This window comes from Paeniglutamicibacter quisquiliarum (assembly GCF_019084045.1).
GTDB classification, from domain to species: domain Bacteria; phylum Actinomycetota; class Actinomycetes; order Actinomycetales; family Micrococcaceae; genus Paeniglutamicibacter; species Paeniglutamicibacter quisquiliarum.
The window spans coordinates 81,729-94,029 of sequence record NZ_JAHRED010000009.1 but is presented as its reverse complement, the minus strand read 5'-3'; the positions used below and the strand labels follow the sequence as shown (position 1 = coordinate 94,029).

Annotated in this window: 13 protein-coding genes; 4 read left to right on the top strand and 9 right to left on the bottom strand. The window is 66.9% G+C overall.

What is annotated here, in order from left to right:
• Positions 1-298 precede the first annotated feature (298 nt).
• Together KRR55_RS15760 and KRR55_RS15755 are read left to right on the top strand one after the other, a co-directional pair.
• Positions 299-736 carry an Lrp/AsnC family transcriptional regulator gene (locus tag KRR55_RS15760; RefSeq protein WP_071213195.1) on the top strand — a complete coding sequence of 146 codons (438 nt, stop codon included), beginning with the start codon at positions 299-301 and terminating at the stop codon, positions 734-736.
• The gene (locus KRR55_RS15755) at positions 733-2,148 is read left to right on the top strand and encodes an aspartate aminotransferase family protein (protein ID WP_217390078.1); all 1,416 of its coding nucleotides are present in this window, start codon (positions 733-735) and stop codon (positions 2,146-2,148) included. The genes KRR55_RS15760 and KRR55_RS15755 overlap by 4 nt, the downstream gene beginning before the upstream one ends.
• A 90-nt stretch (positions 2,149-2,238) precedes the next feature.
• On the opposite strand, the gene KRR55_RS15750 is transcribed toward KRR55_RS15755, so the two are convergent.
• Positions 2,239-2,529, bottom strand: coding sequence for a cupin domain-containing protein (locus KRR55_RS15750; RefSeq protein WP_254456288.1), 291 nt, complete (start codon positions 2,527-2,529; stop codon positions 2,239-2,241).
• A 203-nt stretch (positions 2,530-2,732) separates the two neighbouring features.
• Positions 2,733-3,140 (bottom strand): DoxX family membrane protein, encoded by a 408-nt coding sequence (locus tag KRR55_RS15745; RefSeq protein ID WP_217390076.1) that lies wholly within the window; start codon positions 3,138-3,140, stop codon positions 2,733-2,735.
• A gap of 96 nt (positions 3,141-3,236) precedes the next feature.
• On the opposite strand from KRR55_RS15745, the gene KRR55_RS15740 reads away from it, so the two are divergent.
• Positions 3,237-3,908, top strand: a complete 672-nt coding sequence (locus tag KRR55_RS15740) for a helix-turn-helix transcriptional regulator (protein WP_217390074.1) — start codon at positions 3,237-3,239, stop codon at positions 3,906-3,908.
• Positions 3,909-4,033: 125 nt separating this feature from the next.
• Complete coding sequence (locus tag KRR55_RS15735; protein WP_217390072.1) at positions 4,034-5,983, top strand: acyl-CoA dehydrogenase family protein; 1,950 nt, start codon at positions 4,034-4,036, stop codon at positions 5,981-5,983.
• Here the strand turns inward: KRR55_RS15735 and KRR55_RS15730 are convergent.
• From KRR55_RS15730 to KRR55_RS15700, 7 genes are all read right to left on the bottom strand, one after another.
• Positions 5,980-6,951, bottom strand: coding sequence for a PDR/VanB family oxidoreductase (locus tag KRR55_RS15730; RefSeq protein WP_217390070.1), 972 nt, complete (start codon positions 6,949-6,951; stop codon positions 5,980-5,982). The genes KRR55_RS15735 and KRR55_RS15730 overlap by 4 nt on opposite strands.
• Positions 6,952-6,999: 48 nt before the next feature.
• The gene (locus KRR55_RS15725) at positions 7,000-7,803 is read right to left on the bottom strand and encodes an amino acid ABC transporter ATP-binding protein (protein WP_269468896.1); all 804 of its coding nucleotides are present in this window, start codon (positions 7,801-7,803) and stop codon (positions 7,000-7,002) included.
• Positions 7,800-8,735, bottom strand: coding sequence for an amino acid ABC transporter permease (locus tag KRR55_RS15720; RefSeq protein WP_217390068.1), 936 nt, complete (start codon positions 8,733-8,735; stop codon positions 7,800-7,802). The genes KRR55_RS15725 and KRR55_RS15720 overlap by 4 nt, the downstream gene beginning before the upstream one ends.
• 16 nt (positions 8,736-8,751) lie before the next feature.
• Positions 8,752-9,684, bottom strand: a complete 933-nt coding sequence (locus KRR55_RS15715) for an ABC transporter substrate-binding protein (RefSeq protein WP_217390066.1) — start codon at positions 9,682-9,684, stop codon at positions 8,752-8,754.
• Between the two features lie 67 nt (positions 9,685-9,751).
• Positions 9,752-10,795 carry a succinylglutamate desuccinylase/aspartoacylase family protein gene (locus tag KRR55_RS15710; protein WP_336245141.1) on the bottom strand — a complete coding sequence of 348 codons (1,044 nt, stop codon included), beginning with the start codon at positions 10,793-10,795 and terminating at the stop codon, positions 9,752-9,754.
• On the bottom strand, positions 10,792-11,241 hold the full coding sequence (locus KRR55_RS15705) for a hypothetical protein (protein WP_217390065.1): 450 nt from the start codon (positions 11,239-11,241) through the stop codon (positions 10,792-10,794). Before KRR55_RS15705 ends, KRR55_RS15710 begins: the two co-directional genes overlap by 4 nt.
• A 5-nt stretch (positions 11,242-11,246) precedes the next feature.
• The gene (locus KRR55_RS15700) at positions 11,247-12,287 is read right to left on the bottom strand and encodes a Rieske 2Fe-2S domain-containing protein (protein ID WP_217390064.1); all 1,041 of its coding nucleotides are present in this window, start codon (positions 12,285-12,287) and stop codon (positions 11,247-11,249) included.
• Between the last annotated feature and the right edge of the window lie 14 nt (positions 12,288-12,301).

Below are 12,301 nucleotides of genomic sequence, written 5' to 3'. Positions count from 1 at the left end.
GCACAGCGTCTTCCCTTGACGCCCCCTAACCGACCGTGACGCCCGTCACGGTCGACTCTTGACATGGATCATGTCAGGAATTGCTCTTCCTGACAATAGTTTTCGTCGACATGCATTTCATCAACGATGGAAATCAACCGTTAGAAGGCTCTTCCGCAACTGATTCCTTCGGGCTATGCTCATTCCCAAGCGGTGTGGCTGGTGCCACAGCGCGGAGCATGGACACCCGTTTGATCGATCAGGAGGTCGATAGGAAGTGACCCAATCCGCACCCAATGGAGCGCCCCATGGCTTCATCATGGATGAAACGTCCAAGGCAATCATCGAGCAACTGCAACAAGATGGACGTCGTTCCTACGCAGCCATCGGCAAGGCCGTCGGGCTCAGCGAGGCAGCCGTGCGGCAGAGGGTCCAGAAACTCGTCGACAGCAAGGTCATGCAGGTGGTTGCCGTCACCGACCCCCTGCAACTTGGCTTCAAGCGCCAGGCCCTGCTGGGCATTCGATCCACCGGCGACATCATTGCCACCGCCGACCGGATCGCCGCCCTGCCCGAGGTCGACTACTGCGTTGTGGTGGCCGGCCCCTCGGACATCATTGCCGAGGTCATTTGCGCCAATGATGAGGACCTGCTGCGCATCATCACTGAAATTCGATCCGTGGAAGGGGTGCGTGAAACCGAAACGTTCATGTACCTCTCGCTACGCAAACAGGAATACAACTGGGGTACCCGATGACCATATCCAGCACCACCGCCAGCACTGCACCCAGCACCACGCCCCTGGGCACCGACCGACAGGCCGCCGCCCGGGACCACCTGTGGATGCACATGGCGCGCCACTCCCCCTTGCAGGAAGGCGCCCGCGTCCCGATCATCACCCGCGGCCAGGGCCACATGCTCTATGACGATGCGGGCAAGCCCTACATTGACGGGCTGGCCGGCCTCTTCGTCGTCAATGCCGGCCACGGACGGGCCGAGCTCGCCGAGGCCGCCGCAAGGCAGGCGGAAAAACTCGCCTTCATGCCGCTGTGGTCCTACGCCCACGAACCGGCCATCGACCTGGCCGAGCGACTGGCCAACTACGCGCCGGGCGACCTGAACCGGGTCTTCTTCACCACCGGCGGCGGCGAGGCCGTCGAATCGGCGTTCAAGCTGGCCAAGCAGTACTTCAAGCTGCAGGGCAAGCCCGGCAAGCACAAGGTGATTTCCCGGGCACTGGCCTACCACGGCACCCCGCAGGGCGCCCTGGCCATCACCTCGCTGCCGGGGATGAAGACGCCGTTCGAACCGCTGGTGCCCGGCACCTTCCGCGTCCCGAACACCAACTTCTACCGAGCCCCCGAGCAATTAGCGGACAACGAGAAGGACTTCGGCCTCTGGGCCGCCGAACGCATCCGCGAGGCCATCGAGTTCGAGGGCGCAGAATCGGTTGCCGCGGTCTTCCTAGAGCCGGTGCAGAACTCCGGAGGCTGCTTCCCGCCACCCCCGGGCTACTTCCAGCGGGTCCGCGAGATCTGCGACGAGTACGACGTGCTGCTGGTCTCCGACGAGGTCATCTGCGCCTTCGGACGCATCGGCTCGATGTTCGCCTGCGAGGACTTCGGCTACGTGCCGGACATCATCACCTGCGCCAAGGGCATCACCAGCGGCTACTCGCCGCTGGGCGCCATGATCGCCTCGGAAAAGCTCTTCGAGCCGTTCAAGCACGGGGACACCACCTTCTACCACGGCTACACCTTCGGCGGGCACCCGGTGTCCACCGCGGTGGCCATGGCGAACCTGGACATCTTCGAGCGCGAGGGGCTGAACCAGCGGGTGAAGGACAACGCCCCGATCTTCAAGTCCACGCTGGAGAAGCTCAAGGACCTGCCGATCGTCGGGGACGTGCGAGGCGCGGGCTACTTCTACGGCATCGAGTTGGTCAAGGACAAGAAGACCAAGGAGACGTTCAACGACGAGGAATCCGAGCGCCTGCTGCGCGGCTTCCTGTCCACCGCGCTCTTTGACGCGGGGCTGTACTGCCGCGCCGATGACCGCGGCGACCCCGTCATCCAGTTGGCTCCCCCGTTGACGGTGGGCCCTCCGGAGTTCGACCAAATGGAGTCGATCCTGCGATCGGTGCTGACCGAGGCGGAAAACCACGTCTAGGCACCTTCGGGAGTGCACCGGGGCGGGAGGCGATGATGGAATCGCCTCCCGCCCCGGTGCACTCCCCGCCGGATCGCGGCGGTAACCCTGCTATTTGAGCTCGATCTCCACGAACACGAACTCCGATGCCCCGTCGTTGAAGACGTTGTGCTCGCTGCCGGCAACGCGGGTGTAGGAAACACCTTCCTGCAGGGAGTTGACCGCCACCCCGTCCCTCGTTTCCAGGCCGAGCTCCCCGGTGGTCATCGGGACCACGACATAGTCAGTGGGATGGACGTGCCACCCGGTTTCGGTTCCGGGGGCGAAACGCCATTCGGTGACGCGCACGCGTTCGTTGTCGATCTGGAGGTTGGCCACTGCGGCAGGTCGCGTCACGGTCATGTTGTGTCCTTAGTACTTGGGCCGGAGATGTAGCGCGGGCGTTCTCGGCCCATCCTGCCATCCCGGACAGGGCCGGACAACCGGCACCCCGCGCGACGCCGGCGCACTGAACGCGCAGATGGCCGGCGCCGCGAATGGTGGGAATCCATGCACGGCACCGGCCACGTGGTCCTGCCGAAGCGACCGGGCCCAGCGAAATGACGCTAGGCTCCCCGTGCCGTGGCGAGCCGGTTCAGGGCCAGGGCCCCGACCAACAACCCGAAGTCGCGCAGGGCGACATCGAAGAATCCCGGCAGCACCAGCAGGTTCACGATGATGCCCAGGAGCCAGAGCGCGACGACCAGCGACCCGATCTTGGGGCGCAGCGCGACCAGGACGCCGGCGGCGATCTCCACGACGCCGACCACGTACATGAACACCTCCGGGCTGACCGGGATGATGTCCGTGGCCAGGGGCGCCAGATACTGCGTCCAGTCGGTGAGCAGGTTGGTGAACTTGTCGAGCCCGAAAACAATCGGCGCAACGGTGAAAATGGTTCGCAAGAGCACGAACGCTTGGTGATTGAGCTTGGCGCTGCGTTCGGTTGCAGCACCCACGGTGTGCGTGGCCATGGTCTCGGCCCCTCTTTCTAAAGTGATGATGCCTAATTTTAGAAACGTCGCGGGCTCTAAGTCAACAGTTGCTAACTTTAGATTTACACTGGAGTCATGAAGTTTCCACCAGGGGATCAAGGGCTGGCCGCCGTGGCAGCATTGGCCGATCCGGTGCGCAAGGCAGTGTATGAATTCGTGCGCACCAGCGAGGCGGCAGTGGGACGTGACGAGTGCGCTTCCGTGCTCGGGTTGCCCCGCAATACCGTGGCCTTCCAGCTGGACAAGTTGGCCGACCAGGGCCTGCTCGCCGTGCAATTTCGCCGGCTCAAGGGAAAAGGCGGCCCGGGTTCCGGGCGGCCGGCGAAGCTCTACGCGGCCGCGCACCTGGACGTGGCGGCAAGCGTGCCGCACCGCGAATACGCCCTGGCCGCGGACCTGATGGCCAGGGCCATCGAAAGGGCCGGGGCCGAAGGCCGGCCGGTCGCGCCGGTCCTGGCCGAGGTGGCACGCGAGGCAGGCAAGGCCATCGGCACCCGCATCGGTTCGCTGACGCAGGTGCTGGAGGATCACGGATACCGGCCTGAGGTCCGCATGGACGGCTCGGTCGAGCTACTCGACTGCCCGTTCCACCAGCTCTCCGCCAACCACAGGGACACCGTGTGTTTCATGAACCTCGAGCTGCTCACGGCGGTGGTCGACGGGGCCGAAGCGCCGTACCGCGTCTGCCTTGACCCGCCCACGAACCAACACCATTGCTGCGTGAGGCTCGATCCCCGCCAGGACTAGCCACGCCACGCACCCCGGCGCACGCCCCCTATCGGCAACCGATGCCCGCGGCTAGGCTGGCACCAATACGTCAGGGCCTGGGAGTCCGCATGGCAGGCCCATCGGTTTTTGAATGGGGAGTCGCCATGAGCATTGATGAAAAGCAATCCGGTGAACGCGTCGACGAGAAGGCCGCACGCGAGGTGGCCGAGGCCGCACGCGAGCAACAATGGGAGCGGCCCAGCTTCGCCAAGGGCCTGTACATGGGTGACTTCGACTGGAGCCTGATCCACCCGCACCCGCAACCCGACCCCGAGGCGGCAGCTCGCGGCACTGCCTTCATGGCCGCCCTGCGAACGGCCATCAAGGACTTCGACCCGGGCGTCATTGAACGCGAGTCCCGGATCCCGGACGACTACATCAAGGCCCTGCGCGAGGTGGGCGCCTTTGGCATGAAGATCCCGGTGCAATACGGAGGACTCGGGCTTGACCTGGCCGACTACGGCCGGGCGCTGATGCTCTTGGGCACCCTGAGTCCAAGCCTTGGCGCCCTGCTCTCGGCCCACCAATCCATCGGGGTACCCGAGCCGGTGAAGATGTTCGGCACCGAGGAACAAAAACGGGCCTTCCTTCCCCGGTGCGCGGCAGGGGCAATTTCCGCCTTCCTGCTGACCGAAAACGACGTGGGCTCGGACCCCGCGCGACTGGGCACCACCGCCACCCTCGCCGACGACGGACAAAGCTACCTCATCAACGGTGCCAAGCTTTGGACCACCAACGGGGTCGTGGCCGAACTGCTGGTGGTCATGGCGGCCGTCCCCGCCGGCCAACTGCCAGACGGAAGCAGGTCCCGCGGCGGCATCAGCGCCTTCATCGTGGAAGCAGATTCCCCCGGCATCGTCGTGGAAAACCGCAACGCCTTCATGGGGCTGCGCGGCATCGAAAACGGTGTCACCCGGTTCCATGACGTCAGGGTCCCGGCCGCGAACCGTCTGGGCAAGGAGGGCGCCGGGCTGAAGATCGCCCTGAGCACCCTGAACACCGGACGCCTTTCCATTCCGGCGATGTGCGCCGGGGCCGGCAAGTGGTCGCTGAAAATCGCGCGCGAATGGTCAAACGCCCGCATCCAGTGGGGCAGGCCAGTCGGGGAGCACGAGGCGGTCGGCAAGAAGATCGCCTACATCGCCGCAAGCACCTTCGCCCTGGAATCGGTGTTCGAACTCTCGGCCGCGCTGGCCGACGCCGGGATGAAGGACGTGCGCATCGAGGCAGCGCTGGCCAAGCTCTTCTCCTCGGAGGTCTCCTACAAGATCGCCGACGAGCTGCTGCAGATCCGCGGCGGACGCGGCTACGAGACCGCCGCCTCGCAGCGGGCCCGCGGGGAACGCGCGGTCCCCGTGGAGCAGGCACTGCGGGACCTGCGCATCAACCGCATCTTCGAGGGCTCCACCGAGATCATGCACCTGCTCATCGCCCGCGAGGCGGTGGACGCGCACCTCAAGGCGGCCGGCGCCCTGGCCGACAGGGACTCGGACCTGCAATCCAAGGCCAAGGCGGCCATGGGTGCTTCCGGTTTCTATGCCAAGTGGCTGCCGAGCCTGGCCGTGGGCTCGGGGCTGCTTCCCAACTCCTACGCGCAGCACGGGCGGCTGGCCAGGCACCTGCGCTACATCGAGCGGGCCTCGCGCCGCCTGGCCCGGCACACCTTCGCCGGCATGGCCAAGTGGCAGGCCGGCATGGAACAGCACCAGGCGTTCCTGGGCAGGGTCGTCGACCTGGGGGCCGAGCTCTTTGCCATGGCGGCCTGCATCTCGCGGGTCGAGCTGATGCGCACGCGGGACCCGGCGAACGCGGCCTCGGCCGAGCTGCTGGCCCTGGCGTTCTGCGAACAGTCCCGGCACCGCTGCGAAACCCTGTTCCGGGACCTGTGGGCCAATAGCGACAAGACCGACAGGAAGCTGGCAAGGAAGGTGCTGGCCGGGGACTTCAAATGGTTGGAGGCAGGCGTACTGGATCCTTCGGAGGGTACAGGCGAGTGGATTGCCCCGTGGTCCACCCAGACGTTGCCGGACCGGCGGCGCCCGTACGGCGCCTAGCCCAGATCGAGCACCAGTCGCTTGCCCTTGCACCGCGAGACGCAAATCATCATGGTGTCCCCGGCATCGCGTTCCTCGTCCGAGAGCAGGGAATCGCGGTGGTCGACCTCCCCTGAAACGACAGGCGTCTCGCAGGTGCCGCAGATCCCCTCGCGGCAGGAGTTCAGCGGGCTCATGCCTGCTTCCTCCAGGGCCTGCAGGATGCTGACCCCCACCGGCACGCTGACCTCCGTTCCGTCGGTGCCCTGCACCGTGAATTCGTGGTCGCCCTGGTGCGCCGCCGCGGCCGCGCCCGCCGCCTCGGGGTCCGCGGCAAATCGCTCGAAGTGCAGGCGGGACGGGTCCTGCCAGGACCGGGCCAGGGATTCGATCACCTTCAGCAGCGGACCTGGCCCGCAGGTGTACAGATGGAAGTCCGCGGACCTGTCGGCCAGCAATTCGGCCAGCGGGTAGAAGCCGCTCTCGTCGTCGGCATGGATGTGCACCTTGTCCCCGTGGACCGCCAGCTCCTCGAGGAAGGCCATGTTCCGTCGGCTGCGGCCCAGGTACACCAGCTTCCAGGGCACGCCCGCCGCGGCTGCGGCCCGCACCATGGGCATGATCGGGGTGATGCCGATGCCGCCGGCCAGGAACACGTATTGCGGTGCCGGTGCCAGCGCGAAGTTGTTTTTGGGCCCGCGCACCTGGATTTTGGTCCCGGGGCGCAATTCGTCGTGCACGTAGGCCGATCCGCCGCGCCCGGCCGGTTCGCGCAGCACCGCCAGGCGCCACGAATCCCGCTTGCCGGGATCCGAGCAGAGGGAATACTGCCGGATCAACCCGTTGGGCAGCAGCACGTCCAGGTGCGCCCCGGCACTCCACTCGGGCAGTTCCCGCCCCAGCGGGTGCCGCAGCTCGAGGGACAGGACGCCGTCGGACTCGCTGCTGATGCGGTGGACTTCGGTTTCAAAGAATTCCAGGGTCGACATCGGTGTGTGCCCTTTCGAAGATGCGTGGTGAATGGATGGGTTGATGGGTCAGAGGACCGAGGCCAGGAAGGCGCGGGTGCGTTCGTGCTGCGGATTGCCGATGACGTCCTGGGCCGGGCCCTGCTCCACGACGTGGCCGTCGTCCATGAACACCACCCGGTCCGCGACGTCCCGGGCGAAGTTCATCTCGTGGGTCACCACGACCATGGTCATGCCGGTGGCCGCCAGGTCCTTCATGACCTTGAGCACCTCGCCGACCAGCTCGGGGTCCAGGGCGGAGGTCGGTTCGTCGAAGAGCATGACCTTCGGCCGCATGCACAGCGCCCGGGCAATCGCCACGCGCTGCTGTTGGCCGCCGGAAAGCTGCCGCGGGTAGGCCTTGGCCTTGTCTGCCAGTCCCACCGATTCGAGCAGGGCAAGGGCCCGCGCCGTAGCGGTCGAGCGCTTCTCCTTCAGCACCAGGCGCGGGGCCTCGATCAGGTTCTCCAGCACGCTCATGTGCGGGAACAGGTTGAAGTGCTGGAACACCATCCCGATCTCCACCCGGCTGCGGCAGATCTTCGCGTGCGGCTGTTCGTGCAGCTTGGTGCCCCTCAGGTCGTAGCCCATGACCGACCCGTCTACCCACATCCGCCCGCCCTCGATCGTTTCCAGGTGGTTGATGCAGCGCAGCAGCGTTGACTTCCCCGACCCGGAGGGCCCGATCAGGCACACCACCTCCCCGCGCTCCACCCGCAGGTCGATGCCCTTGAGCACCTCCAGCCGGCCGTAGTTCTTGCGGATCGCATCGGCCTTGATCATTGGCCCGGGTGCCGTGGCGGTGGCGCCGGTTTCCAGGATGGTCGCACTCATTTCTTGGCTCCCTTGCCGGTCAGCGGGTCGTGGACCCGCACGAAGCGTTTGAGTTGTTGCCACGGGGTCGCCGGCAGGCTGCGCTGCCCGCCCTTGGCATAGTGGCGTTCCAGGTAGTACTGCCCGATGCTCAGGATCGAGGTGACCACGATGTACCAGATGCTGGCGACCATCAGCAGCGGGATGGTCTCGAAATTGCGCGCGTAGATGATCTGCGCGGAGTACAGCAGCTCGGGCACCGAGATGACCGAGACCAGGGCCGTGGTCTTGAGCATCCCGATGGTCTCGTTGCCGGTGGGCGGGATGATCACGCGCATGGCCTGCGGCAGGATGATCCGCCGCATGGTCTGCAGCCGGTTGATGCCCAGCGCCCCGGCCGCCTCGGACTGGCCGTGCTCCACCGACAGGATGCCGGCACGCACGATCTCGGACATGTACGCCGCCTGGTTCAGCCCCAGCCCCAGGATCGCCGCGGTCAGCGGCGTGATGATCCGGTTGGCGTCCAGGTCCACCCCGGGGATGCCAAAGGTGATCGAGGGATAGAGCGCGGCCAGGTTGTACCAAAAGAGCAACTGGACCAGCACCGGGGTGCCGCGGAAGAAGTTCACGTAGGCGAAGGCCGCGGTGCGCACCACCGGGTTCGCCGAGATCCGCATGACGGCCAGCACCACGCCCAGCACGATGCCGATAAGCATGCAGATGGCGGTCAGTTCAAGGGTGATGCCGATGCCGCGCACGATGGAGACGTCGCGGATGTACATCCCCACGGTCTCCCACCCGAAATTCGGGTTGGTGACCACGGAGCGGGCAAGCAGCAATCCCAGGAACACGATCACGGCGGCGGAAATCCAGCGCCCCGGGTGCCGCGCCTTGACGATGCTGTACTCGTCGGTGGCCGGGGAGGTCTTCTTGGGTTCGGTCATGAGTGTCATCGCGTGGTCCCCATCGCTACTTCAGCACGACGTCTGCGGAGGTGATCTCGGTGCTGGCCGGCAGCCCCCACTTGGTGTTGATCTCCTGGTAGGTCGGGGATTCAAGCACCGCGGTCGTGGCGGCCTGGATGGCAGGAAGCAGCCCGCTCTTTTTGCCCAGCGCCGTGCCGGTCAGTTCCGGCTCGTAGTCCGGGCCCTGCGCGACCTCAAACTTCCCGCCGGCCAGCTTGCCCTGGTAGGCCAGCGACACCGAGTCGGCCATGACCCCCTGGACCCGGCCGGAGGTCAGCGCGAGGTTCGCGTCGTTCTGCGTGGGGAAGAACTGCATGTCAATGGCCGGGCTGCCGGCCTCGGTGCATTTCTTGGAGAACGCCGGCAGGATGTCCAGGGACTGGATCGATCCCTTCTGCGCGGCGACCGCCTTGCCGCACAGGGTTGCCGCGTCCACGCTCAGCTTCTCGGGGTTGCCCGGCGCCACGGCCAGCCCGGTGCCGCCCTGCAGGTATGGCACGAAATCCACGGCCTTGCGGCGCTCGGCGGTGACGCTGAAGGTGGACATGCCCAGGTCGTACTTGCCCGAGGCCAGGCCGGGCAGGATGGTGTCGAAGGTTGCCGGGACGTGCTCGACCTTCAGGCCCAGCACCGCACCGATGGCATCGCCCATGTCGGCGTCCCACCCGATCAGGGTCTTGTTGTCGGTGTCGTAGAACTCGAACGGCGGGTAGGTGGGGTCCGAGGCAATGCGCAGCACCCCCGACTCCCGGATGTCCGCCGGGAGCAGGGCGCGGGCGTCCTCGTTGACGACCAATGCGGTGGTGGCCGCGGATCCGGATGCCGGGGCTCCGGGGCCCTGCGTCGTCTCGGCCTGGGAGACGGTGGTGCAACCGGTGGCGGCAAGGGCAAGGAGCATGCCGCCGACCAGGAAACGGGAGGTGCGGTGCGAGATCATAATCTGTCCTTCTTCGGTGGTGTCCGGGCCGCGAGTGGCACCGGGCTAGGTGGGAGAACGGGAGTGGTTACGATGCGGGGGAATCAAGCAGCGGTGCAATGTGGAGCAGGTGGGTGCCCGGGGCCACCAGCGTGGGTCGGCGCATGATCGCGACCACCCCGTCGACGCGGGCATGGAAGGGGCGCGGCGCGCGGTCCAGTTCGTCGATGAAGTGCACCCGCGCCACCGGCTGCCCGGCGCGCACCGTCTGGCCCAGGTCGACCAGCGGTTCGAAGAGCCCGGCGGCGGTGGAGGTCACCGGGGACTCGGGCACCAGCTCCAGCCACTGCGGTTCGGCGTGGGCCGGGCCGGCAGTGTCCTCCTGCAGGATCCCCAGGTCGGCCAGGAGCCGCGGCATGCCGCGGCGCATGGCCTCCAGTGCATGCCGGTCAACGGTCCCGGCCCCGGAAAGCTCGGTGGAGATGGTCGGGATCCCGGCCAGGTCCCCGGCGCTGGACAGCGAGCCCGGCTCGAGCATCGGGGCCACCACCATGACGTAGGGCAGTCCCAGCAGCCGGGCGGTGCGCAGCTTCGCACCCCACAATTCCTCGTCCGGTCCGCGGTAGATGAATGCGCAGGGCAGGTAGGTCGAGTTCGATCCGCCCGAGTGCATGTCGATGACGAAGTCGGCGCGCGGCAACAGGGCACCGGCAATCAGCGCGGCAACCTGCTCGGTGGGCCCGCCGTCGGCGCGGCCCGGGTAGCTGCGGTTCAGGTTCCCGGCGTCGATGGGCGAGACGCGGGCGGCGCCGCGCACGGCCGGGGAATTGGCCGCCGGGACAATGATCACGGTGCCCGACAGCCGGGCGGGATCCAGTTCGCGGATCAGCTCATGGGCCAGGACCTGCCCCTCGTATTCGTCCCCGTGGGTGCCGGCAACCAGCAGTGCCACCGGCCCGGGTCCCGAGGAAATCACGGCAACGGGCACCGGGATGACCGACCCGTCGTGCACGTTGTCCGAATGCACCACGTGCCCGTAGCCCAGTTGTTTGCCGGCTGCGGAGAAATCGATCCCGGTGAAGGACGCGGCGACCGGCACGAGCCGGCGCGCCGGCGCCGTCCCGGCGCTCACGGGACCCACCGGAGGGCCGCGGCGCGGCGCGGGGCGAGCATCGTGACCGAGACCCGTGCGTCGGGGGCCGTGAGCGAGAGACGCAGCGATTCGTTCTCCTCCCCCTCCACGATGAACACGTCGCCGGGGTTCAGCCAGCGTTCCCAGGGCCCGTCGACCGCGGAGATGAGCACCTGTCCGTGCAGCGAGGTCACCACCATCTGGTGCCCGGCGGGGCGTTCGACGACCCCGGTGTGCCCATCGGCGTACACGGAGGTCTGCACCCCGATGTAGTCGGGGTCCGCGTCAATGAGCACCTCGGGTCCGGACGCATCCTCGGCCAGCCGCGCGGTCCAGCGCCAGGGGTCCCCACGTTCGTCGGTATCCGGGCAGGCAGCCAGGGTGCGTTGCCCCTGTCCGGCCTCCCAGTAGTCGTCCAGCGAATCCTTGCGCACCAGCATCCACATGGCGGCTAGGCCCTTGCGCCGGCGACGGGCCGGTCCGCGGCGGCGGCCTGCTCGCGCTTGATCAGCGTGGACTGGATGCGCCGGGCCTTGGCCACGCCGCCGTCCTGGGCGATGAGCACGTCGAATTCGCCAGGCGGGCGGGACTGCATGCCGATCTCCTGGGCTTCCAGTGCATCGGCGTCCTCCTGCAGCACGGTGTTCAGGCCCACCCGCAGGTCCTCGGTCGCCTGCGCGTCGTCGAGCGCGAAGTTGCGACTGAAGGCGTAGTAGTACCAGGAGTTGTGCTCGTCGATGGGGGTGATGCCGTTGAGCACCTTGATCAGGTAGCCCTCGGCGCGCGGCTTGCCCTCCCCGGTGATCCCGGAGTGCAGCACGTGCAGGTTGGGGACGAAGAACTCGGTGCAGTGGAAACGGTCGAAGAGCCCGCGCGCGTCCATGGTGTCGGCGTACAGCGGCGGGGCCGCAACCGAGGGCATCAGCCGGTCGACGCTGACCACCGACCCCTCGACCTCCACGGTGATGCCGTGCTCGTAGATGTAGTCGTCGCCCACGGTGGTCTGGTGCAGGAACGATTCGTGGGTCAAGTCCAGCAGGTTGTCGTGGATCAGCCCGGCGCGGCACTTGAAGTGGAAAGAATGGGTGACGGTGGCCCACCCGGGGTCGGTCATCCAGTGCGTGTCCGGCACGTCCGCGGGGTCGGCCAGGTCAGCATCCCCCATCCAGGCCCAGATCCAGCCGTCCTTTTCCACCAGCGGGTACTTGCGGACCTTGGCGCGATCGGGAATGGTGCTCTGCGCCGGGACCTTGGTGCACATCCCGTCCGCGCCGTAGGTGAAGCCGTGGTATCCGCATTCGATGGAGTCCCCGACGGTGCGGCCTTCCGAGAGCGGGAAAGCGCGGTGGGCGCAACGGTCGGCCAGGGCCACGGGGGTGCCGTTCTGGGTGCGGAAGAGCACGAGCGGCTGCTCGCAGATCACGCGCTTGACCGGCTTGCGGTCGACCTCGCTGCTCCAGGCCGCCACGTACCAGGTGTTCAGGACATACATGTTTTTTCCTTTGT